Raw genomic sequence first — 22,255 nt, forward strand, 5'->3', positions numbered from 1 at the left:
GATCAGCTCGCGGCCACCAGCGCCGCGGCGGCCGCGCGGGCGTGGTCCGCTTGCCGGGGGTCGTCCAGGATCGCCGCGCTGACCATCGCGCCCTCGGCGAGCAGGAACAGCTGGGGCGCCAGGGCGTCCGGCAGCCCGGCGTCCGCGACCAGATCCGCGACCAGATCCGCGAACGCCCGCTTGTGCTCACGGGCCAGCCGCGCCACGACGGCGGAGGTCGCGCCCAGCTCGCCGTAGCCGTTGATCCACGCGCACCCGCGGAAGCCCGGCTCCCGGAACCAGGTCCCGAGCCAGTCGAACACCGCCGCGATCCGGTCCCGCGGGTCCTCCACGGCCGTGGCGAACTCCGTGAGCGAGCCGCGCCAGCGCAGGTCGCGTCGGCGCAGGTACGCCTCGACGAGCTGCTCCTTGGCCGGGTAGAGGGCGTAGAGGCGTTTGAGGGACACACCGGAGCCGCCGCGGATCTCGTCCATGCCGACGGCCTGGACGCCGCGGGCGTAGAACAGGTCCTCCGCGGTGTCGAGCAGCCTGGCGCGCGCGGTGTCGTCGTCGAGGGGCATGTGCGGAATCCGAACGGTAGGGGGCTTGCCGAGGGGAACGTGCGTTCTCTACGGTACCGGAGAACGCACGTTCTCAACCGGAGGTACCCCGTGGAACGACCGCCGCTCCCCCCGTTCACGCTCGAGACCGCGCTGCGGAAGGTCCAAGCCGCGGAGGACGCCTGGAACACCCGCGACCCGGAGAAGGTCTCGCTGGCCTACAGCGAGGACTCGGTGTGGCGCAACCGGGACGTGTTCGTCCGCGGCCGTGCGGAGATCGTCGGGCTGCTGACCGCGAAGTGGCGGCGCGAGCTCGACTACGCGCTGCGCAAGTCGCTGTGGGCGTTCACCGACGACCGCATCGCCGTGCGGTTCCAGTACGAGTGCCGCGACGCCGAGGGTGCCTGGTACCGCAGCTACGGCAACGAGAACTGGGAGTTCGACGCGCGCGGACTGATGACCCGGCGCGAGGCGAGCATCGACGACGTGGTGATCGCCGAGTCCGAACGCCGGATCTTCGGCCCGCGCCCGGAGTCCGAACGCGACTCGACGATCCCGCTGCGGTGACGGGTCACGTCCCGAACGCCACCACGTAGGTGATCACCACGCCCAGCAGGAAGACCGGGTAGCCGACGCGGGCGGCCTTGCTCAGCCGCCGTTCCGCGACCTGGTGCCCGGTGGTGGCGAAGCGCTTGCGCAGCATGGCGATCAGCACGCACGTGGCCGCGAGCAGGATGAACGCGTAGTAGCCCCATTCGAGCGCGACCGTGTAGCTGACCGAGGGCAGTTGCGAGGTCACGTTGTTGAGCAGCACCGCCGTGCTCAGGATCGCGGTCACGCCCATCGACACCGGTGCGCTCCCGTCTGCGGCGGAGAAGAACAGCGACAGGTAGGTCACGCAGATCAGCAGCACCAGCGGCAGCAGGTTCTTGATGAGGAACGGCAGCGTGTCGCGGGCGATCTCGATCTCGCCCGCGTACTGGCTGTAGAAGATGCCGGACGCGCCGTCGCTGTCGCCGAGCGCGTCGCTGCTGCCGACGGTGCGCTGGAAGAACCGGGCGGAAGTGGCCACCCAGTTGGGGATCTGGTTGATGCCCGCGCCCGCGTCGGCCCCGCTGCGCAGGTAGTGCGACGGTTCCTCGTTGAGGATCTCCTTGTCCGTCGCGTAGACCACCTGGTCCGCGGTGCGGGTCCGGTTCTGGAGCATGACGACGAGCTTCTGGTGGTCGAACGGGAACCCGCGGAACTCGAAGCCGCTCTTGAACCGCTCGCCCACCCGGTAGAGCCGGTAGGTGGCGCCGTTCTCGGTGACGTCGCGCAGCGGCTGGCCCAGTTTCAGGTCCGGCTTGACCGCGTTGACGAACTGGACGTCGGAGGCCACGTGGTCGCCGGTGTAGCGCAGCCACAGGAAGAAGTCGACGAAGTACGTGCCGTCCCTGGTGTCGAGGTCGCGGACCTCGTTGAGGTTGATGCCGGTCGACACGACCTGGCGGCGGCTGAGGTACCGGTCGCCGATGGCGATGACGCTGCCGTCGGCCAGCGCGGCGCGCAGCGCGTCCGGTGACGGCGGCTCGTAGGTCGTCAGCTGGACCGGCGCCGACACGAACCTCGTCCCGTCGCTCGTCACCATCGACACCGGCATCTGCGCGGACCCGTTCGGGGTGAAGTACAGCGGGCCGAGCAGTGCCGGGAACGAATTCTTCTTGTCCTTCAACGCCGCCAGCGAGTCGCGCACCCGCTGCCGGTCCCGCGCCCTGTCGTCCGCGGTGAAGGCGAGGTCGCCGGTGCTCATCGCGTGCAGTCCGACGTTGAGCGCCTGGCGGGCCGTCGCGGCCTGCCACAGCGGCTGCTCCCCGTAGCGCCGCTGGTAGTCCTCCGCCCAGGCCAGCGCGGGCCCGGACAGCGAGTCGTTGGCCAGCGGCGTGCCCACGTAGAGGTTCCCGGTGAGCCGCCCCGGCTGCCCGCCCGCGCGCTCGGCCTCGAGCAGGGCGTCGTGGAACGTCCGGGTGCCGAGCGTCGCCGTTCCGAGGATCGGCGCCGACACGCCCGCGGCGCGCAGCCCCTTGACCACTTCCAGTCCGCGCTCCTCCTCGACGGCCAGCACCACCGGCACCGCGGGGTCGACCGCGCGCACGACCTCGTCCACCGAGGTGCCTGGGCCCATCGGCAGCGTGGCGGAGACGGTGCCGAACCTGCCGTAGGAGTCGAGGAACGCGTCGCGGACCGAGCGGCCCGACTCGTCGTCGTCGTGGACCAGGGTCGCCGACCCCGCGCCGAGGACGTCGGAGAGGTACACCGCGAGGAAATCCGCCTGGGTGCGGTTGCCGAACATGCTGCGGAAGTACCAGTCGCTGCTGTCGGTGATCCGCGACGACGTGGCCGACGGCGTGATCGCGGGGATCTTCGCGCGTTGGTAGATCGGCGCGGCGGCCAGCGCGGTATCGCTGCTGCCGTGCCCGACGACGTACATGACCCGGTTCTCGCGGACGATCGTCTCCGCGACGCCGGTCGCCCTGCCCACGTCGTCGGCGTCGTCGTAGACGAGCAGCTCGACCGGGTGCCCGTTCACGCCGCCCGCCCCGTTCACCGCCTCCAGGTGCATCCGCAGGCTGTTCTCCACCTGCTTGGAGGCCGCCGCGCCGTGCCCGGTCATCCCGGCGACCATCGCGACGTACACCGGCTCGCCCCGCTGGCTGCCGGAGGCGCTCCAGACGCCCAGCACGCCGAGCAGGGCGACGGCCACCGCGCCCACCGCGATCCACGACCGCACTCCCCCGCGGCCGCCACGGCCGACGGGCTCGGGCTCCTCGGGGCGGGGCGGGTCGACCAGGTCCACGACCTCGGCGGGCGGCACCGGCGTGACGCCGTCCAACGCCCTGCGCGCCCGGCCGGTGGCCGCGTCCGCCTCGATCGCGAACGCCCGGTCCAGGCAGAACCTCCGCTCCGCGTCGTCGTCGACCAGCTCGGCCAGCCACCGCCACGCGGGCTCGTAGTCCTTGTCCTCCGCCAACGCGGCTCCGAGCAGCTCACGCGCGCGCGACGGATCCGACTCGCGCGATTCGACCGCCCGCCGGGTGAGTGCGATCGGACTGTCGTTCTCTTCCGGCACGGCAGACCTCCGAGGTGGATCACCAGTCCGGCGGAGGGTAAGGACGTGACAGCGCCACGAACGATGATCCTTCGACCGGGTGACGGATCACCGCGCGAGAACACCTCGGCGCCATCGGGGAACCGCGGACAAGGGCGACCAGCCGCACCCGAAGCATCATCGCGCGGGCGTGCGCCGATCGGCCGAAGCCCGGTCCGTCAGCCGCGGCGGCAGCAGCGTCAACGGCGGCGTGGGACTGCCGTCCAGCTTCCGCCGCAGCAGCGCCACCGCGTGGTTCCCCAGTTCCTCGGCGGGGATGTGCACCGACGTCAGCGGCGGGTTCATCAGCTCCGCGTAGTCGTCCGCGCAGAGCGCCACGACGGCGATGTCCTCGGGCACCTTGCGGCCGAGGGCCCGCAGGCTCTCCACCACCAGCGGCAGCCCGACCTCGTTGTGCACCACCAGCCCCGTCAGCGCCGGGTGGTCATGCAGCAGGTCGGCCACCAGCCTCTGCACCGCGCCGCGGTCGTGCTCCAGCGGTGAGGTCGTCATCGCCACCCCGCGCCGCATCGCCGCCGCGCTGAACCCGGCCATCGCCCGGTGCGCGAACCCGGTGTCCCTGCGGTACACCGCCCGCGGTGCACCCAAAAGGCCCACGTACCGGTGCCCCAGATCCGCCAAGTGGTCTACTCCGCGCGCACCCGCGGCGGCGAAGTCCAGGTCCACGCACGTCAACCCGGACGCGTCGGCGGGCACGCCGATCAGCACGGACGGCCGGTCGAGCTCGCGCAGCACGGGGACGCGCTCGTCGCGCATCTCCACGTCCATCACGATCAGGCCGTCCACGCGGGCGTTCTCCACCGCCCGCCGCAGGCTGTCCGGCCCCTCGTCGGCGGTCAGCAGCAGCACGTCCTGCCCGCCCCGCCTGGCCGCGCTGGCGACGGCGAGCAGGAACCTCGTCACCACCGGCATGTTCATGCCCTCGCGCAGCGGCAGGACCAGCGCCAGCACGTCGTTGCGGGCCGTGTAGGCCGACCGCGCGGACACCGTGGCGTGGTAGCCGAGCAGCCGCAGGCTCTCGCGCACCCGGACCTTGGTCGCCTCCGAGATCGAGCGCCTGCCCGTGAGGACGTACGACACGGTGCTCGGCGCGACCCCGGCATGCCGAGCCACTTCCGCGATGGTGACCACGTCGTCCCCTCGCAACCGTCAGCTACCCAGTGATTGGTCTACCGCAGGCTACGGCCACAGCAGTCACGTCCGTAAGCCCCAACCGGTAACCCGAAGCACCCCGGCGAGACGGTTTCACCCTGACGGACGCCGGGGAGCGGGCCCCGCGGACGTCAAGAAGAGCCCGCTGAACCCGTTCGAACGCATTCGACTCGAATGCCGTCGAATTGTTCGTCGAAATATCGAATATCGTCTGGTCTCGACCATTCCATTGACGCAAAGCACACACATTCGTAATATTCGTTTCACCAGTCTGCACAGCATTCATATTTGTGAAACAGACCGCTCGAATACTCCACCACCGAAGGGCACACAGCCATGCGGTTGACCAGGTATGCGCTCGCGCTGTCGATCGCGCTCGTCGTGGCCGGCGCACCGGCCGCGAGCGCGTCGGCACCGGATCCCGGTAGGCAGGTCCTGCCCGCGGGCGACGGTTGGGCGTCCAGTGGCACAGGCACCACCGGCGGTTCGGCCGCCACCGCCGGACACGTCCACACCGCGCGGAACCGGGCCGAACTGGTCGCCGCGCTCGCGGACACCGCGCCGAAGATCGTGTACGTCGAGGGCGTCATCGACGCGAACACCGACGCGGCCGGGAAATCCTTGTCCTGCGCGGACTACGCGACCGACGGCTACACCCTCGACGCCTACCTGGCCGCCTACGACCCGGCGGTGTGGGGACGCGACCTGGAGCCGTCCGGGCCGCTGGAGGACGCGCGCGCGGCGTCGGCGAGGAAGCAGACCGCCACCATCGGCCTCCCGGTCACCGCGAACACCACGATCATCGGCCGCGGCCGCGGCGCCGGGATCACCGGTGGCAGCCTGCGGATCCACGGCGTGGACAACGTCATCGTGCGGAACCTGACGTTCGGCGACACCCGCGACTGCTTCCCGCAGTGGGACCCCAACGACAACTCGCCCGGCGAGGCGCCCGGCAACTGGAACTCGCTCTACGACTCCGTGTCCCTCCAGGGCGCGACGCACGTGTGGGTCGAGGGCAGCACGTTCACCGACCAGCCGAACCCGGACAGCGCGGCGCCGGTGTACTTCGACCGCCCCTACCAGGCGCACGACGGGCAGCTCGACATCACCAACGGCTCCGACCTCGTCACCGCGTCGCACAACCTGTTCTCCGACCACGACAAGACGATGCTGATCGGCTCGTCCAACAGCTCGACCCTCGACCCCGGCAAGCTGCGCGTCTCGGTGCACCACAACGTCTTCCGCGGCACCCAGGAGCGCTCGCCGCGGGTCCGGTTCGGCCAGGTCCACGTCTACGACAACCTCTACGAGCCGCGCGCGGACCTCGTCTACAACTGGGGCGTCGGCGTCAGCTCCAGGATCTACGCGGAGAACAACTACTTCCGGCTGCGCGACGGGGTGAAGACCGAGCTGGCCGTCTACAACTGGGGCGGCACCGCGATCACCGAGCGCGGCACGCTCGTCGACGGCAGGCCCACCAGCCTGCTGGCGGCGTTCAACGCGGCCAACCCCACCAAGGTGCTCGGCGACGACGTGGGCTGGACGCCGACGCTGAACCGCGGCCTGGAACCCGCGCACCGGATCGCCCGGCTGAAGGCGGGCGCGCCCGCGGCGCCGAAGCGGATCCACGTCGAGGGCGTCGGCACGTACGCCACGGTGCAGTCCGCGATCAACGCGGCGCCCGCGGGCGGCACGGTGACCCTGCAGAAGGGCGTGTACCACGAGGTGATCACCGTGCCCGCGAGCAAGACCGGGCTGGTGCTGCGCGGCGCGACCGGTGTCGCGGCGGACGTGGTCATCGACTACGACAACGCCTCCGGCACGAAGAAGCCCGACGGCACGACGTACGGCACGACCGGCAGCGCGACGGCGACCATCGCGGCGAACGACTTCACCGCCCGCGACCTCACGTTCCGCAACTCCTTCAGCCGGTCCGCGCACCCGGAGATCACCTCGACCCAGGCCGTGGCGATGAAGGCGACCGGCGACCGGATGCTGTTCGACCGGGTGGCCTTCGTCGGCCACCAGGACACGCTCTACGCCGACAGCGCGGCGGCCACGACCCGCGCCCGCCAGTACTACCGAAACTGCTCGATCAGCGGCGACGTGGACTTCATGTTCGGCCGCGCCACGGCGGTGTTCGACCACGCGACCATCACGGCGCTGGACCGCGGCGGCAACCCCAACGGCTACCTCACCGCCGCGAGCACCAAGCGCGACAACCCGTTCGGGTTCCTGATCATCAACAGCACGGTCGTCAGCCCCGCCAAAGCCGCGACCTACTACCTCGGCAGGCCTTGGCACCCGAGCAACGACCCCGACTCGATCGCGCAGGTCGTGTTCCGCGAGACCGCGCTGCCCGCCGCGATCAAGTCGACGCCGTGGACGGACATGTCCGGCTTCTCCTGGAAGGACGCCAGGTTCGCCGAGTACCACAACACCGGCGCGGGCTCGGGCACCGGGACGGACCGGCCGCAGCTCTCGGCCGCCGACGCGGCGAAGTACACCGTGAAGGCCTACCTCGCGGGCAGCGACGGCTGGAACCCCGCATGACCGCACTGGACACCAGACCCGTGATCCCCGGACCGCCGCGGCGGCGCAGGCGGCAGTGGGCGCCGTACGCGCTGATCGCGCCGACGGTCGCGGTGCTGGCGGCGTTCCTGCTCTACCCCATCGGCAGCGTCGTGTACTACAGCCTCCAGCGGTACAACGTGACGCAGCCGTGGAAGAACGGGTTCGCCGGGCTGGACAACTTCCGGAAGATGCTGACCGACGACCCGCTGTTCTGGCAGAGCCTGCTGTTCAGCACCAAGTGGGTCGTCGCGCAGGTCGGGCTGCAACTGCTGCTCGGCCTGGCGCTGGCGCTGATCATCAACGAGACGTTCGTCGGCCGCGGCCTCGCCCGGTCGCTGGTGTTCTCGCCGTGGGCGGTGTCCGGGGTGCTCACCACCGGCATCTGGATCCTGCTCTACAACCCGTCGACGGGGATCTTCCAGGAGCTGGCGAACCTCGGGATCGGCGACCACGGCACGTCGGTGCTCGGCGACCCGTCCACGGTGTTCCCGGCCACCGTGGTCGCCGAGCTGTGGCGCGGTGTCCCGTTCTTCGCCATCCTGCTGCTCGCCGACCTCCAGACGATCCCGAAGGACCTCTACGAGGCCGCGTCGGTGGACGGCGCGAACCGGTGGCGGCGGTTCCTCAGCGTCACGCTCCCCCACCTGCGCGACGCGATCGTGCTGTCCACGCTGCTGCGCGCGGTGTGGGAGTTCAACAACGTCGACCTGATCTACACGCTCACCGGCGGCGGACCGGCCAACCAGACGACGACCCTGCCGCTCTACGTGGCGCGCAAGGCCGTGGACTCGCACGACTTCGGCTACGGATCGGCGTTGACCGTCGCGGGCTTCGTGATCCTGCTGTTCTTCTCGATCCTCTACCTGCGGCTGTCCAAGTTCGGGAGTCGGGCATGACGGAGACCCTCGTCCGCGAGACCGTGGCGGAGCCGCCGAACCGCGCCGCTCCCCCGCGCCGCAAGCGCCGGGAGGACCCCGGCCGCGGCTGGCGGCTGTACCTGCCGCTGGGGCTGTACCTGCTGTTCACGCTGGTGCCGTTCTACTGGATGCTCGTCTTCGCCTTCCGCCCCACCGGGTCCACGGCGCTGGTGCCGTGGCCGATCACGTTCGAGCACTTCGACACGGTGTGGAACGACCTGGGCTTCGGGCTGTTCTTCCGCAACAGCCTGCTGATCGGCGTCGGCACGCTCGGCGTGGTCAGCGTCCTGGCGCTGGCGGGCGGGTACGCGTTGGCCCGGTTCCGGTTCCGCGGGCAGCGGCTGTTCCTGCTCGCGCTGCTGTGCACGCAGTTCATCCCCGGCGCCATGATGCTGATCCCGCTGTTCGTGATCTTCAAGGGCGCCGGGCTGCTCAACAGCCTCACCGGCCTGGTGGTCGCCGACACGGCGTTCCAGCTGCCGCTGGCGCTGATCCTGATGAGCGGGTTCGTGCGCAACGTCCCGGTGGAACTGGAGGAGGCCGCGATGGTCGACGGCTGCACGAGGCTGCGGGCGTTCTTCGCGATCACGCTGCCGCAGCTGCGGCCCGCGCTGGTGGCGGTCGGCTCGTTCGCGTTCATCGGGGCGTGGAACAACTTCCTGTTCGCGCTGATGTTCGCGAGCAGGCAGGACAAGTTCACCCTGCCGGTGGGGCTCAGCTACGCCCTCGGCGAGTTCAACACCGACTTCGGCGCGCTGGCCGCCGGTGGCGTGGTCGCCGCCGTGCCGGTCGTGCTCGTGTTCGCCGTAGTCCAGAGGTTCCTGGTGCAGGGCTTGAGCGCTGGTGCGGTCAAGGGATGAGTACACGGAGGAGAACCATGAGGATCCGCGGCGCGTTGGCGGTCGCCCTGTCGCTGGGCCTGGTGCTGACCGGCTGTTCGGACGCGGGCGGTGGCAGTGCGGGCGGCAACGCCACGATCACGTTCTGGGACAACAACGGCGGCCCCGGCCGCACACCGATCTACGAAGAGCTGATCAAGCGGTTCGAGCAGAAGAACCCCGAGATCAAGGTCGAGTACGTCGGCGTGCCCAGCGCCTCGGTGCAGCAGAAGTACGACACGGCCATCGCGGGCGGATCGACGCCGGACGTCGGCGGCGTGACGACGTCGTACCTGGCCAACATGATCGGCCAGGGCGCCCTCGAACCGCTCGACGACCGGGTGGACGCCGGGCCGCTCAAGGGGAAGCTGCTGCCGAACCTGGTGGAGACCGTGCGCCAGACCGCGCCGGACAACAAGATGTACTCGCTGCCGTCGTCGGGCAACCTGGACGTGATCTGGTTCCGCAAGGACTGGTTCGACGAGGCCGGGCTGACCCCGCCGACGACGTGGGACGAACTGGTCGACCGGGCCACCAAGCTGACCGACGTCGGCAAGAACCGCTACGGCTACACGATCCGCGGCGGCGCGGGCTCGGTGTTCCAGCTGCTCACCGAGGCCTACGCCTACTCGGGCGTGGAGAAGTTCTTCGACGGCACCACGAGCACGGTCAAGGACCCGGCCAACGCCGAGCTGATCCGCAAGGTCGCCGAGCTGTACAAGAAGGCCACGCCCGAGGCCGACGTGAACAACAACTACACGCAGATGGTCGCCCAGTTCACCGGCGGCTCGGTCGCGATGATGCACCACAACCTCGGCTCGTACTCCGACGTCACCAAGGCGCTGGGGACCGACAAGGTCGGCGCCATCACGCTGCCGGTCGGGCCGTCGGGCAAGAAGACCGTCGTGCCCAACCCGACCGACGGGTTCGCGGTCTTCAAGAACAGCAAGAACCCCGACGCGGCCTGGAAGTTCGCCGAGTTCCTGGTGTCGCAGGAGAGCAACAGCTACTGGAACGAGAAGGTCGGCCAGATCCCGTCCAACACCGACGTGCGCTCCGAGCCGTGGATCGAGGAGAACCAGCCGGTGAAGATGGCGCTCGGCGTGCTGGAGGACCCGGCGACCAAGATCGTGCCCGCCCCGGTGTACCTGCCGGAGTACTCCTCGATCACCAAGACCGACAGCGAGCCCGCCTACCAGAAGGTGCTGCTGGGCCAGCTGTCCCCGCAGGAGTTCCTGACCGGGCTGGCCGACAAGCTCACCACGGCCCAGCAGGAGTGGGAGGCCCGGAAGTGATCACCTCGGTCGGTGTGCGGGTGTTCACCTCCACCGCGCACACCTCCGTGGACGTGGCGGGGCACCGCCACCCCAGCGAACCGCACGAGGTGCGCGAGGCGCTGCTGGAGATCACCGACGACGAGGGCGTGACCGGGCGCTGCTCGATCGCGCCGGACCAGCTGCGCCCGAGCGTGCTGGACAAGCACGTGCGGCCGGTCCTGCTCGGCCAGGACCCGTGGGACCGCGAACGGCTGTGGCGCGAGATGGCGCACGGGCAGCGCGGCTCGCACGGCGGGTTCACCGACCGGGCGCTGGGGTACGTCGACCAGGTGCTGTGGGACCTGGTCGGGCTCAAGGTCGGGCAGCCGCTGTGGAAGGTCCTCGGCGGATCGCGCGACCGGGTGCCCGCCTACGGCAGCACGATGTGCGGCGACCAGACCCCCGGCGGCCTGTCGTCGCCGGAGGACTACGGGACGTTCGCGAAGCAGCTGGTCGCGCTCGGCTACCGGGCGATCAAGCTGCACACCTGGATGCCGCCGGTGCCGGGCGCGCCGAGCGTGCGGATGGACGTCGAGGCGTGCACGGCGGTGCGCGAGGCCGTCGGTCCCGACGTGGAGCTGATGCTCGACGCGAACCACTGGTACCGCCGCACCGAGGCGCTCGCGCTGGGCAAAGCCGTGGAGAAGCTGGGCTTCTCCTGGTACGAGGAACCGATGGAGGAGGCCTCGACGAGCTCCTACCGCTGGCTGTCCGACCAGCTCGCCATCCCGGTGATCGGGCCGGAGGTGGCGTGGGGCAAGCACATGACCCGCGCCGAGTGGGTCACCAGCGGGGCCTGCGACATCCTGCGGGCGGGTGTCAACGGCTGCGGCGGCATCACGCCGGTGCTCAAGGTCCTGCACCTGGCCGAGTCCTTCGGGATGGACTGCGAGGTGCACGGCAACGGCTCGGCCAGCCTCGCGGTGCTCGGCGCCTCCGAGGCGAGCCGTTGGTACGAAAGGGGTCTTCTGCACCCGCACGTCGACTTCGACCGGGTGCCACCGCACCTGAACTCGATCGTCGACGCGCTCGACCCCGACGGCGGCGTCACCCTGCCCACCCTGCACGGGCTGGGTGACGACTGGAACCTCGACCACGTCGCGGAGCACACCGTCGAGAAGTGGTGACCGTTCCGCCGAAGTGCCCCCGTCCGATCCAGGGCTGAGGCAAAGTCGACTACCAGTGGCTTGACCTGCTGATTCGGGTTGCGACACACCGAAGATCGGGTAGTCCGGAGCAGGCACGACAGGACCGTCGATCATGAAGGTTCCTACGCCATCGTGATCTTCGGAGCTCCGCCGTGCCTGCCGTGTCATCGTCTCCCATCACTGTCCTGTCACGCCAGTTGGCCCCGCTGGGCGAGGTGGCGCCGCAGGCGCGGACCGGGTTGCTCGAGGTGTTGGAGTCGGTGCCGGATCCACGCAGGAAACGGGGTGTGCGGTATCGGTTCGCGGCGATCCTGTTCGTGTCGGTGTGCGCGGTGGTCTCCGGTGCGCGGTCGTTCGCCGCGATCGCCGAATGGGCCGCGGACGCGGCCGAGGACACGCTGAGCGGAATGGGGATCGGCGCACCGAACGCGTCCACGATCCGGCGGGCGCTCTCGGCATTGACCGGTGACGGGTTCGACACCGCGATCGGCGTCTGGCTGTCCGGGCGTGTCAAGGCAGCGTGGATGGGGGCGCCGGGCAGGCGGCGGCGCCGCGCGATCGCGGTCGACGGTAAGGCGCTGCGGGGTTCCCGTCACGGCGAGCAGCGCGCGCGAATGGTGATGGCGTGCCTGGACCACGACAGCGGGGTCACGGTGGGCCAGGTCGAGATCGCGGAGAAAAGCAACGAGATCCCCATGTTCGCAGCACTTCTGGACACGATCGTCGATGTGACCGGTCTCGTCGTCACCGCCGACGCGTTGCACGCGCAACGCGGGCATGCCGAGTACCTGCACGGCCGTGGCGCGCACTACGTGATCACCGTGAAGGGCAACCAGAAGGCGTTGCGCGATCAGTTGGCGGGCCTGCCGTGGAAGGACGTGCCGATCGGGTACCGCGAGACCGACACCGGCCACGGCCGGGTAGTCACCCGCACCTACAAGGTCGTCACCGTCGCCGCCGGGATCCTGTTCCCGCACGCCGCCCAGGCCGTCCGGATAGTGCGGACCCGTAAACGCAAGGGCAGCACCAGGCGCGCGAGCCGCGAGACGGTGTACGCGGTGACATCCCTGACCGCCGCGCAGGCCCAGCCCGCCGAGTTGGCCCGCTACATCCGCGGGCACTGGCACGTGGAGAACAAGCTGCACTGGGTCCGCGACGTGACGATGGGCGAAGATGCCTCTCGGGCACGCACCGGCGGCGGGCCCAGGATGATGGCCAGCCTGCGCAATCTCGCCATCAGCCTGCTACGCCTGACCGGCCACACCAACATCGCCAAAGCCGTACGTCATATGGGAAGAAGGCCCGAACGAGCCATCAAGTTGATCTCAGCCAGCTGAAACACGACTTTGCCTCAGCCCTGCGTCCGATCGGACGGGGGCACTTCGGCATTCACCGCACCATTCGGCGGACCGGATGCGCGAATCCGCCAATCGAATTCGACGAATACGAATCGAATAACGTCGAACGGGTTCGCATATGAGTTCCACCCTATTTCGCGTTGACCATTCCCACATATCGTTGTTACACTTGCATTTCGCCGATGATTCATGACCCGCCGCCATATCGGCGCTCAGAGTTAGAATCGGTTTTGGACCTGCCGACAACTGCCGCCGGCCCTGTCCGAAAGCGGCTACAGCCGCATTCCAGAAGAGGTACCCGAATGTTCAACGCCATCGACAGGAATCCACGACTCCGACGCTCCTGGCGCGCCGCCCTGCTGACCGCGATGGTCGTCGCGGGCACCGCCGTCGCCGCACAACCGGCGGTCGCGGCCCCGTTCGACCTCGCCGGCTGGGCCACGCAGGGCGGGGGCACGACCGGCGGCGGCAGCGCCTCACCGGTCACCGTCTCCGACGCCACCGCGTTCACCAACGCGGCGAAGTCGACGAGCGCCTCCGTGATCCGGGTGTCCGGCACGATCAAGCTGTCGTCGATGACCAAGGTGGCCTCCAACAAGACGATCATCGGCGTCGGCTCCAACGCCCAGATCACCGGCAGCGGCCTCAACGTCGCCAACGCCTCCAACGTGATCATCCGCAACATCAGCTTCCACGACTGGAACGACGACGCCATCAACGTCCAGTACTCCACCCGCGTGTGGCTCGACCACAACTCGTTCGCCAACGGGTACGACGGCGCGCTCGACGTCAAGCGGGCGTCGGACTACGTGACGGTGTCGTGGAACAAGTTCTCCAGCCACGACAAGACGATGCTGCTCGGGCACGACGACGGCAACGGCTCCGAGGACACCGGCAAGCTGCGCGTGACCTACCACCACAACTGGTTCAACGGCACCAACCAGCGCCACCCGCGGGTCCGCTTCGGCAACCCCGTGCACGTGTACAACAACTACTACGGCGGCGTCACCTCCTACGGCGTCGCGTCCACGAAGGACGCGGGCGTTCTCGTCGAGGGCAACTACTTCGAGAACACCAAGGACCCGTTCCACCGCGGCGAGGGCGACTCGCCCGCGGCGAACCTGGTGGCCCGCAGCAACTACTTCGTGAACTCCGGCGCGGGTGACGCGGGTGGTTCCGTGAAGACCATCCCGTACTCCTACACCCTCGACGCCGCCAGCGGCGTCAAGGCGAGCGTCACCAGCGGCGCGGGCGTCGGCAAGATCTAGGCCCCGGCTAGCTCGGAACCGCCTGGCTCGGCTCCTCGGAGCCGAGCCAGGCATCCGGTCCGAACACCTCGTAGTGGATCCGCTCGGCAGGCACACCCCGGTCGAGCAGCGCGCGCCGCACGGTCCGCATGAACGGCAGCGGCCCGCACAGCAGCGCGTGCGCATCGGGGTCCACCGGGATCAGGTCGGGATCGACCAGCCCTTCCCGCACCTCGGATCCGAGCGGGAGTTCCCTTCCCGACAACGGGTTCTCCTCGTACCAGAGCGACAACGAGGCTCCGGGCAGCCGGTCGACGGCCTCGACGAGGTCAGCGCGCAGCGGATGCGCCACGGGCGAGCGGTCGGCGTGCACGACGGTGACCGGCCGCGTGGACCCGACGGCCACGAGGTGGTTCAGCGCGGCCACGATCGGCGTGGTACCCACCCCGGCGCTCGCCAGGAGAAGCGGTGAATCCCCCTGCGGCAGCGCGAGATCGCCGAACGGCGGGCTCACCTGGAGGCGATCGCCGACGCGCACCGCGTCGTGCAGGTGCGCCGACACCATCCCTTCCGGACGGTCGCCGTCGGCGCGGTGGCGCTTGACGGTGATCCTCAGCGGACCGCCGTCGGGCGCGGAACTGACCGTGTACTGCCGGATCTGCCGTCCGAGGCCCGGCAGCTCGACCGCGACGCTGACGTACTGGCCCGGCTGGTGCCGCCTCTTCGCGCGGTCATCGGGTTCGAGCAGGAACGACGTCACGTCCTCGGTGTCGCGGTGCACGTCGACCACGGCGTGCGGGGTGAACGGACGGCCGAACGCGCTGCCCGCGCGTTCGTACTGGCGCGACTCCTCGGCGACCAGCAGGCAGGCGAACAGCCAGAAGACCTCCTCCCACGCCGCGATCACCTCGGGCGTGGCGGCGTCGCCGAGCACCTCCCCGATGGCGGCCATGAGGTGGCGGCCCACCACGACGTACTGGCTGGGCGTGACGCCGAGCGACGCGTGCTTGTGCGCGATCCGGCCGACGATCGCTTTGAGCGGCACGGGTTTCATCCCGGCGAAGTGCCCCGCGACGGCGGCGACCGACATCGCCAGCGCCTGCCGCTGCTCCCCGTTGGCCTGGTTGCCCCGGTTGAACAGCTCCAGGAGTTCGGGGTGCGCTTCGAACATCCGGTCGTAGAACCGGCCGGTGATCCGCGGACCGTGCCGCACGACGGTATCGGCGGTGGCGCGCACGACGCGGACCGAGTCGGGGGCGAGCATCAGGCGGACCTCCAGGGGTGATGATCAGGGCTGGCGTTAAAAACGTATCAGCGATACCTCTTTAAAGCCGGCCCCTCACAATGAGATCATCGCGATCTGGGTCACAAACCGGATCATGTGATACTCGTTTGCTAGGCTGCCCGTCATGCGGCTGACCAGGAGTACGGACATCGCACTGCGCGTGCTCATGCTCACGGCGGTGCAGGACGAGCAGAGCACCGTCGACGAGCTCGCCACCGCGCTGGGCGTACCCCGCAACCACCTGGCGAAGGTCGTGCAGCGGTTGGCGCACAGCGGTCTGCTGCTGACCGTCCGCGGCCGCGCGGGTGGTCTGCGGATCGCCCCGGAGGCGCTGGAGTGGTCGGTCGGCCAGCTCGTCCGCGACTTCGAGGGCGACGACGAGGTGATCGACTGCGAGGAGCCGCCGTGCCCGTTGCGCGGCGCGTGCCGACTGCGCGGGGCGCTGCGGCGGGCGCACGCGGCGTTCCTCGCCGAACTGGACGCCGTGTCGCTGCGCAGCCTGGTGCAGAAGCCCACCGGACCGCTCCTGCACCAACTCGCCGTGCCCAGCCGTTAAGCCGGCCAGCGGGCGTGGAAGTCGTCGATCCGGTACGGGTGGGCGTGCCGCCAACCGCCCGCGACCGGTGCCGCGTCGCACAGGTGCTCGTGGTCCGGGGCGAGGCCGTCGTGCTCGTGCTCCACGACCTCGGGGTCGTGGTGCGGCCACAGCCGGACGGCGGCGGCGGTCGCCCCCGCGGTGACCACGGCCAGCACCACCAGGGCCGACGTGCCGCCGACCCACCCGGCCAGCGGGTAGCAGAGCAGCCAGCAGGCGTGCGACAGGGCGAAGTCCGCGGCGAACAGCGCGGGCCGGTCCGCCGCGTCGGCCGACCGCCGAAGCAGCCGCGCCCCCGGCGTGAGCACCAGCGACCCGCCCGCGCCGATCGCCGCCCACAGCCCCAGCAGCACGGGCCACCGCCACGTTCCCGACACCGCCGCGACCACCGGGATCGCGACGACGAGGGTGGTCGCGAGCAGTGCCGCGGCGCGGACCACGACCACGCGGTCGGCGTGCCGTTCGAGCAGCGCGGGCAACGCGAGCGCGGCCAGCAGCGACCCGCACCCGTTGGCTCCCAGGGCGACGGCGACGTCGACCGCGGTCAACCCGAGGCCGTCCCGGACGTAGCCGACGGTGTTGACGAACACCACCGACCCGGCCGCCGCCGCGGCCAGGTGCACCGCGAGCAGGCCGCGCAGGCGGGGTGTCGCCAGGTAGATCCGGATCCCCCTGGTCACGCCGCCTCGACGCAGGCGCGTCGGCCGCGGGGACGGCAGCAGCACCGACACGACGAGGGCCGCGGAGGCGGCGAAGCCCAGTGACGTGCCGAAGAACAGGCGGTCGAGGCCGACGACGGCCAGCGCCACCGCGGCGAGCAGCGGGCTGAGCAGGCTCTCCAGGTCGTAGGCCAGCCTGCTGAGCGTCAGGGCCGCCGTGTAGTCGCGCTCGTCGGTGAGGACGTCCGGGATCGTCGCCTGGAACGTCGGCGTGAACGCGGCGGACGCGGCCTGGAGCACGAAGACCAGGACGTACACCTGCCAGACCTCGCCGACCCACGGCAGCGCGACCGCCACCGCGGCCCGGACCAGGTCCAGCCCGACGAGCATCGCCTTGCGCGGCACCAGACCCGCGAGGGCGCCCGCCAGTGGCGCTATCGTCACGTAGGCGACCATCTTCACCGCCAGCGCGGTCCCGAGCACCGCCCCCGCGTCCGCCCCGGCCAGCCGGTAGGCCAGCAGTCCGAGCGCCACCGTCGCCAGCCCCGTGCCCGTCAGCGCGACCACCTGCGCCAGGAACAGCCTCCGGTAGGTCCGGTTCCGCAACGCGATCAGCACCGCGCGCCCCTTCCGTTCGACGGGTCGCACTGTATGTGCGCGGGTAGGCCTGCGACGACGGCGCAACAACCACCGACTGGCAGCAGCCACCACCTGGCGGGCGCGTCGGACCTGCCGTTCGACCACCACCCGCCGGCGCTCCGGATCACGACTGGGCCGATTCCGGTCCGCGCGGCCGTCGGGAACGGGAGACTCCGACCATGTCAGCCATGAGGCGCCGGACCACGGCGCGGTCGGTGCCGGATCCCGCGGAGTTGGCCGTGCGGGCCAGCAGGGACGCGCGCGGGGTGGATCCGGGGTTGCTCGACGGGTACCTGGAGGTGCTGGCGGGGATCAGCGTGACGCGGCAGCGGCTCGGGGAGGACCAGAAGCGGTTGCGGCACGAGGTCGGCGGGAGGGCGGCGGCCCAGGGGGTGGCGTTGCGGGACCTGATCGACCTGTACCTGAGCGCGACCTGGATCGCGTGGCCGACGTTGCCCGGCGTGCGGCGGGCGGCGGGGACCGAGGCGTTCCAGGACATCGGCGAGGCGGTGTTCCGGGCGGTGGACGCGACGGTCGTGGAACTGGCCGAGGGGTACGAGCGGGCGCAGCGGTGGTGGGTGCGGCAGGAGGAGTCGCTGCGGCGGGAGTTCGTCGACGACCTGCTGGACGGCCGCAACCCCGGGCAGCTCGCGGAACGGGCCGAGCGGTTCGGACTGCGGCTGGCCGCGAGCCACGTCGTGGCGGTGGTGACCGCGTCGGAGCCGTTCCTGGACGGGGGTGCCGTCGCCCGGCAGGTGGAGGCGTCGCTGCACCTGCGGCTCGGGTCGCGGGACGTGCTGGTGACGACCAAGGACAGCCTGCTCGTGTGCGTGGTGCCGGAGACCCTCGTCGACGCCGCGGACGAGTACGTGCGGCAGGTGTCGCTGGCGGTCGGCGCGGACGTCCGGTGGCTGGCGGGCGTCGGGCGCGCGCAGCCGGGACCGGGTGGCGCGGTGCGGTCGTTCGAGCAGGCCAAGCACGCGGTGGAGATCGCCGGGCAGCTCGACCTGCCCGGACACCTGCACAAGGCCGCGGACCTGCTGGTGTACCAGGTGCTCCTGCGCGACAGCGCGGCGCTGGCCGAGCTCGTCGCCGTCGTCCTCGAACCGCTGCGCGGCGCCCGGTCCGGCGCGCGGCCGCTGCTGGACACGCTGTCGGCGTACTTCGCGACCGGGCGGGTCGCGACCGCCACGGCGCGCAGGCTCCAGGTCGGCGTGCGCACGGTGACCTACCGGCTGAGCCGGATCAAGGCGCTCACCGGCTACTCCGCCGACGACCCCGACCAGGCCTTCTCGTTGCAGGTCGCGGTGCTCGGGGCGCGGCTGCTCGGCTGGCCGGAGAACGACGTGCCGTGACCGCCACCTTGCCGGACCCCGGCAAGCAACGGGCACCGCAAGCGGCCCGCCAACGACCTCCCCTCCCCCGGCGCGCTGCCCGAGAATTCAAGGACACGCTGGGAGGGGCCCGTGAGACACCTGCACTGGTACTGGCCGCCGGGAGTACCGCACCCGTCGGCCGTGCCGATCCTGATCGTCATCGTCCTGCTCGTCGCGACCTGCGCGATCCGCCACCTCGCGCTGCTCCGGCTGTCCGACCCGCCCGCACGGCGACCGTCCACTCCGGACCGGGACCGCTACGGACCGCCCGACGCGGGCACCTCCGAACGCCGCCCCGAACGCGACCTGCACCACGTCGGGTAGCCCACGACCAGCAGCAGGCACAGCCAGGCGAACCAGTCGCCCCAGCGCGCGTAGAACGTGCCGCCTTCGGGCATCGGCAGGGTGCCGGAGACCGCGACGAACGGCGTGGCGGACCCCGTCGCCGCCTGCGCCACCACCCGGCCGGTCGGGTCGCTGAGCGTGAGGTAGCCGAGGTGCGCGGCGCGTGCCACCGAGAAGCCGCTCTCCACGCCGCGCAGCAGCTGCACGCGGCTCTGCGACCAGGCGTCCACGGTGAAGTCCAGCGCGGGCACCACGAGCAGTCCGGCACCGGCCCGACCGTAGGCGCGGCCGAACGCGGGGTGGCCGAGGTCGGCGCAGACTGCGATCCCGACGCGGCCCGGCGCGAACGCGAGGTCGGTGCCCGCGGTGAACGCGTCCTCCAGGCCGGGCACCAGGTGGTTCTTGACGTAGACCACCGGCTCGGCGCCCTGCCCGGACAGGTAGTAGGCGACGTTGCGGAGGGTCCCCCCGGATTTCACCTTCACGCCGACGACCACGTCCACCCCCCTGGCGCGGGCCGCGGCCGACAGCGGGTCCAGCAGGGTCGGCAGGGTCGTGTCGTCGGCCTGGAAACCCTTCTCCGACAGCACGACGATCCGCGTCCCGTCATCCGGCGCGGTGCCCAGCCAGTCGACGTAGGCGGCTGCCAGGTCGTGTCCGGCGGGCGTGTCCATCCGCACCTCGTCCCGGTCGGTGCGAGCGGACAGCAGCGTGATCCTCGGCGACACGGCAGCACTGTCCACTGTGGCCAGTCGGACGAAGCCGTATCCCGACGCCAGTCCCAGCAACAGGATTCCGGCCACGGCCGCCCGGCGTTCACCGGAGGCGACCGCGATCACCGCCGGAACCATCGCCACGAGGAAGCTGACACCCCATCCCCCGGTGAGCGAGGCGATCTGGAGCACCGGGAGCAGGTCGGCCTGCGTGGGCGCCAGGCTCCAGTTCGCGCCGGCGGGGGTCGCCAGGCTGACCACGTACTCGGCGCCCGCGATGCCCGCCGGGAACACCGCCGCGGCCACCAGCGCGTGCCCCCGCAGCAGCGCGGCGCGGAACAGCAGCGTGGCACCGGTCAGCAGCAGCGGGAACAGCACGAGGGTCGGCAGCAGCAACGGCGGCGGGAGTTCGAGGTCGACCGCGTAGTAGTGCCACACGTTCGACCCGCCGAGCAGGTAGGCGGCGAACGCCGTCGCGGCCGCCGTCCGGGTCGACACCGCGGGCGCCAGCAGCAGGATCGGCAGGGGCGCCAGCCAGGTCAGCCACGGGACCGGGTGCAGCCCGGTGCCGAAGAAGTAGAGCGCCGCCGTGGCGACCACGGCCAGTCCAGCCCGATTACGCGCGGACACCATCGAGGACCCTCCCCAGCGCGGTCCGGCACAGCGCCCGGAAGTCGTCGTCCGGCAACGCCAACCGCCCACCGGCCCGCAGCTGCACCAGTCCGTGCAGCGTCGCGGAGATGACCAGCGACAACTCCCACACGTCGTCCTGCCGCAGGATCCCGGCCCGCATACCCGACGTCAGCGCGTCGGCCAGCACGCTCAACGTCGGCGACGCGCTCGCCTCGTCCGGGAACCGCCGGGCCCCGAGGCGCTGCTCGGTGAACAGGAACGCGTACAGGTGCGGCCGCTCCAGCGCGAAGTCCAGGTAGGCGTCGAGCGCCTCGTCCAGTTGGACCTGGTAGTCGGTCGACCAGTCCCGCTCGCCCCACGCGCGGGCCAGTTCGGCGAAGCTCGTCTCCGCCACCGACTCCAGGAGGCTCTCGCGGTTCGGGAAGTGGCGGTAGATCGCCATCGCGGTCAACCCCGCGGCCGTCGCGACCCGTCGCATCGTGACGGCGGCCGACCCTTCGGACACCAGCAGGTCGTGCGCGATGACGGCTATCCGGTCACCGGTGGAGGGAGGCATGTATACACCGTACACGTCGATGTTTACGGCGTATACACGCCTGTCCTCGGGCCAGCAGCGACCAACGGTGCTCCCAGGCCAGCGCCAGCAGAGCCGCGCCGGCCGCCTGCGTCGGTTCGTCGTGGACGAACCGGTGCACGTTCGCCGCGGTGAACGCGAGCCCCTCCAGGACCCGCCCCTCGTCGTTGTCCTCGACCAGACCCGAGAACAGCTCGTCGAACAGCGGGGCGTCGAACACGGCGACGGTGAGCATGTCGGTGGCGAACGTCAGCGGGTCCACGCCCATGCCCAGGTACGACACCCGCACGCCGGTGCCGAGTGCGGCGGTCATCCGGGCCGCGAACGGCCAGGCCGCGTAGTCGACCGGCGCGCGGTCCGCGCCGTGGTCCTCGGACTCGCCGAGCAGTTCCTCGGCGAACTCGCGGACCACGCAGCGCCACAGCGAGAAGTCGTTCCCGGTGTTCCACGGCTCGTCGCCCGCCGCCTGGAACACGCCCACGGGCAGCACCTGGTAGAGCCCGCCCGCGTGGCCGACCTTCGCCGGGTCGCGCCAGTGCAGGAAGAAGGTGGCCGCGCCGGTGGAGCGGTCCAGGCGCAGGGTGAGGGTGCTGATGGCGACGTTCACCGGGCGGCGGGCGGGGTCGCACGGGTCGCCCACCGAGGCGCGCAGCGGCAGGGCATCGGCAAGGCCCAGGTCTCGGGCCGCGTACTCGTGGGCGCTCGCCTCGCCGACGTCGACGCCGTCGAAGTAGCGACCGGTGCCGAAGTCCAGGCGCGGTTCGGCGAGGTCGGCCGCGAGCAGGCGGTAGGTGGAGCGGTTGGTGAACACGGAGGGTGACGCGTGGGCGGCCATGGCGGCCGAGTAGGTGGGCGCGCCGGGCGGCAGGACCGGGCCCACCGTGCCGTCGACGCCCCCGAACACGCGGTCGGGATGCCACCCGAGCCCGATGTCCGCCAGCGGCACGGGCTCCGGCGGCAGCCAGCCGGGGTTCGCGAGCAGGGGCGTCGAGGCCACCTTGGTGATCTCCGGGTACTCCGCGGCGGCCCTCGCGGCGAGGGCGTGGCGGTGCGCGACGAGGTGGGCGCGCACCTGGAGCCACTGTTCCGTTCGTGTGGTCATGGTGAGGCGGAAGATACCCCCGACAAACGGTTTCCCCTCGTTTTTCCCAGGGGATCG

At 70.8% G+C, this 22,255-nt stretch carries 19 protein-coding genes; 11 read left to right on the top strand and 8 right to left on the bottom strand.

Features of this window, described 5'->3' with window-relative positions:
• Positions 1-2 precede the first annotated feature (2 nt).
• Positions 3-560: a TetR/AcrR family transcriptional regulator gene (locus RM788_RS12355; RefSeq protein ID WP_315931761.1), complete on the bottom strand. Its 558-nt coding sequence runs from the start codon at positions 558-560 to the stop codon at positions 3-5.
• A gap of 90 nt (positions 561-650) precedes the next feature.
• Here RM788_RS12355 and RM788_RS12360 point away from each other — a divergent pair, with 90 nt between their 5' ends.
• Positions 651-1,106 (top strand): nuclear transport factor 2 family protein, encoded by a 456-nt coding sequence (locus RM788_RS12360; protein ID WP_315931762.1) that lies wholly within the window; start codon positions 651-653, stop codon positions 1,104-1,106.
• A 4-nt stretch (positions 1,107-1,110) separates the two neighbouring features.
• Here RM788_RS12360 and RM788_RS12365 read toward each other — a convergent pair whose 3' ends face one another.
• Both RM788_RS12365 and RM788_RS12370 read right to left on the bottom strand, forming a co-directional pair.
• Positions 1,111-3,648, bottom strand: coding sequence for an ABC transporter substrate-binding protein (locus RM788_RS12365; RefSeq protein WP_315931763.1), 2,538 nt, complete (start codon positions 3,646-3,648; stop codon positions 1,111-1,113).
• Between the two features lie 156 nt (positions 3,649-3,804).
• Entirely contained in the window at positions 3,805-4,818 is a 1,014-nt protein-coding gene (locus RM788_RS12370) for a LacI family DNA-binding transcriptional regulator (protein WP_315931765.1), read from the bottom strand.
• A gap of 363 nt (positions 4,819-5,181) precedes the next feature.
• Here RM788_RS12370 and RM788_RS12375 point away from each other — a divergent pair, with 363 nt between their 5' ends.
• From RM788_RS12375 to RM788_RS12405, 7 genes are all read left to right on the top strand, one after another.
• Positions 5,182-7,392 carry a pectinesterase family protein gene (locus RM788_RS12375; RefSeq protein WP_315931766.1) on the top strand — a complete coding sequence of 737 codons (2,211 nt, stop codon included), beginning with the start codon at positions 5,182-5,184 and terminating at the stop codon, positions 7,390-7,392.
• Positions 7,389-8,309 carry a carbohydrate ABC transporter permease gene (locus RM788_RS12380; protein WP_315931767.1) on the top strand — a complete coding sequence of 307 codons (921 nt, stop codon included), beginning with the start codon at positions 7,389-7,391 and terminating at the stop codon, positions 8,307-8,309. The genes RM788_RS12375 and RM788_RS12380 overlap by 4 nt, the downstream gene beginning before the upstream one ends.
• Complete coding sequence (locus tag RM788_RS12385; protein WP_315931768.1) at positions 8,306-9,190, top strand: carbohydrate ABC transporter permease; 885 nt, start codon at positions 8,306-8,308, stop codon at positions 9,188-9,190. The genes RM788_RS12380 and RM788_RS12385 overlap by 4 nt, the downstream gene beginning before the upstream one ends.
• Before the next feature lie 17 nt (positions 9,191-9,207).
• Positions 9,208-10,503, top strand: coding sequence for an ABC transporter substrate-binding protein (locus RM788_RS12390; RefSeq protein ID WP_315931769.1), 1,296 nt, complete (start codon positions 9,208-9,210; stop codon positions 10,501-10,503).
• Complete coding sequence (locus tag RM788_RS12395) at positions 10,500-11,651, top strand: enolase C-terminal domain-like protein (protein ID WP_315931770.1); 1,152 nt, start codon at positions 10,500-10,502, stop codon at positions 11,649-11,651. Before RM788_RS12390 ends, RM788_RS12395 begins: the two co-directional genes overlap by 4 nt.
• 182 nt (positions 11,652-11,833) lie before the next feature.
• The gene (locus tag RM788_RS12400) at positions 11,834-13,009 is read left to right on the top strand and encodes an ISAs1 family transposase (RefSeq protein WP_315920713.1); all 1,176 of its coding nucleotides are present in this window, start codon (positions 11,834-11,836) and stop codon (positions 13,007-13,009) included.
• Between the two features lie 323 nt (positions 13,010-13,332).
• On the top strand, positions 13,333-14,298 hold the full coding sequence (locus RM788_RS12405; protein WP_315931771.1) for a pectate lyase family protein: 966 nt from the start codon (positions 13,333-13,335) through the stop codon (positions 14,296-14,298).
• 7 nt (positions 14,299-14,305) lie between these two features.
• On the opposite strand, the gene RM788_RS12410 is transcribed toward RM788_RS12405, so the two are convergent.
• Positions 14,306-15,541, bottom strand: coding sequence for a globin domain-containing protein (locus RM788_RS12410; protein ID WP_315931773.1), 1,236 nt, complete (start codon positions 15,539-15,541; stop codon positions 14,306-14,308).
• 145 nt (positions 15,542-15,686) lie between these two features.
• Here RM788_RS12410 and RM788_RS12415 point away from each other — a divergent pair, with 145 nt between their 5' ends.
• Positions 15,687-16,118: an RrF2 family transcriptional regulator gene (locus RM788_RS12415; RefSeq protein ID WP_315931774.1), complete on the top strand. Its 432-nt coding sequence runs from the start codon at positions 15,687-15,689 to the stop codon at positions 16,116-16,118.
• Here the strand turns inward: RM788_RS12415 and RM788_RS12420 are convergent.
• On the bottom strand, positions 16,115-17,434 hold the full coding sequence (locus RM788_RS12420) for an MFS transporter (RefSeq protein WP_315931776.1): 1,320 nt from the start codon (positions 17,432-17,434) through the stop codon (positions 16,115-16,117). The two genes, RM788_RS12415 and RM788_RS12420, sit on opposite strands and share 4 nt — an antisense overlap.
• A gap of 209 nt (positions 17,435-17,643) precedes the next feature.
• On the opposite strand from RM788_RS12420, the gene RM788_RS12425 reads away from it, so the two are divergent.
• Positions 17,644-18,810 (top strand): PucR family transcriptional regulator, encoded by a 1,167-nt coding sequence (locus RM788_RS12425; protein WP_315931777.1) that lies wholly within the window; start codon positions 17,644-17,646, stop codon positions 18,808-18,810.
• Between the two features lie 111 nt (positions 18,811-18,921).
• Complete coding sequence (locus RM788_RS12430; RefSeq protein ID WP_315931778.1) at positions 18,922-19,155, top strand: hypothetical protein; 234 nt, start codon at positions 18,922-18,924, stop codon at positions 19,153-19,155.
• Here RM788_RS12430 and RM788_RS12435 read toward each other — a convergent pair.
• The 3 genes from RM788_RS12435 to RM788_RS12445 are packed head-to-tail and all read right to left on the bottom strand — an operon-like array spanning position 19,089 to position 22,198.
• Entirely contained in the window at positions 19,089-20,522 is a 1,434-nt protein-coding gene (locus RM788_RS12435) for a nitrilase-related carbon-nitrogen hydrolase (RefSeq protein ID WP_315931779.1), read from the bottom strand. The two genes, RM788_RS12430 and RM788_RS12435, sit on opposite strands and share 67 nt — an antisense overlap.
• Positions 20,506-21,078 (bottom strand): TetR/AcrR family transcriptional regulator, encoded by a 573-nt coding sequence (locus RM788_RS12440; protein WP_315931781.1) that lies wholly within the window; start codon positions 21,076-21,078, stop codon positions 20,506-20,508. Before RM788_RS12440 ends, RM788_RS12435 begins: the two co-directional genes overlap by 17 nt.
• Positions 21,059-22,198, bottom strand: coding sequence for an XRE family transcriptional regulator (locus RM788_RS12445; protein ID WP_315931782.1), 1,140 nt, complete (start codon positions 22,196-22,198; stop codon positions 21,059-21,061). Before RM788_RS12445 ends, RM788_RS12440 begins: the two co-directional genes overlap by 20 nt.
• Positions 22,199-22,255 lie beyond the last annotated feature (57 nt).

The sequence above is a fragment of the Umezawaea sp. Da 62-37 genome (genome assembly GCF_032460545.1).
Taxonomy (GTDB): domain Bacteria; phylum Actinomycetota; class Actinomycetes; order Mycobacteriales; family Pseudonocardiaceae; genus Umezawaea.

Bases quoted from the DNA above. Each gene is read 5' to 3' on its own strand.
- RM788_RS12410 (WP_315931773.1), bottom strand. From the start codon at position 15,541: ATGCTCGCCCCCGACTCGGTCCGCGTCGTGCGCGCCACCGCCGATACC.
- RM788_RS12440 (WP_315931781.1), bottom strand. From the start codon at position 21,078: ATGCCTCCCTCCACCGGTGACCGGATAGCCGTCATCGCGCACGACCTG.
- RM788_RS12435 (WP_315931779.1), bottom strand. From the start codon at position 20,522: ATGGTGTCCGCGCGTAATCGGGCTGGACTGGCCGTGGTCGCCACGGCG.
- RM788_RS12415 (WP_315931774.1), top strand. From the start codon at position 15,687: ATGCGGCTGACCAGGAGTACGGACATCGCACTGCGCGTGCTCATGCTC.
- RM788_RS12390 (WP_315931769.1), top strand. From the start codon at position 9,208: ATGAGGATCCGCGGCGCGTTGGCGGTCGCCCTGTCGCTGGGCCTGGTG.
- RM788_RS12405 (WP_315931771.1), top strand. From the start codon at position 13,333: ATGTTCAACGCCATCGACAGGAATCCACGACTCCGACGCTCCTGGCGC.
- RM788_RS12385 (WP_315931768.1), top strand. From the start codon at position 8,306: ATGACGGAGACCCTCGTCCGCGAGACCGTGGCGGAGCCGCCGAACCGC.
- RM788_RS12355 (WP_315931761.1), bottom strand. From the start codon at position 560: ATGCCCCTCGACGACGACACCGCGCGCGCCAGGCTGCTCGACACCGCG.
- RM788_RS12445 (WP_315931782.1), bottom strand. From the start codon at position 22,198: ATGACCACACGAACGGAACAGTGGCTCCAGGTGCGCGCCCACCTCGTC.
- RM788_RS12380 (WP_315931767.1), top strand. From the start codon at position 7,389: ATGACCGCACTGGACACCAGACCCGTGATCCCCGGACCGCCGCGGCGG.
- RM788_RS12425 (WP_315931777.1), top strand. From the start codon at position 17,644: ATGAGGCGCCGGACCACGGCGCGGTCGGTGCCGGATCCCGCGGAGTTG.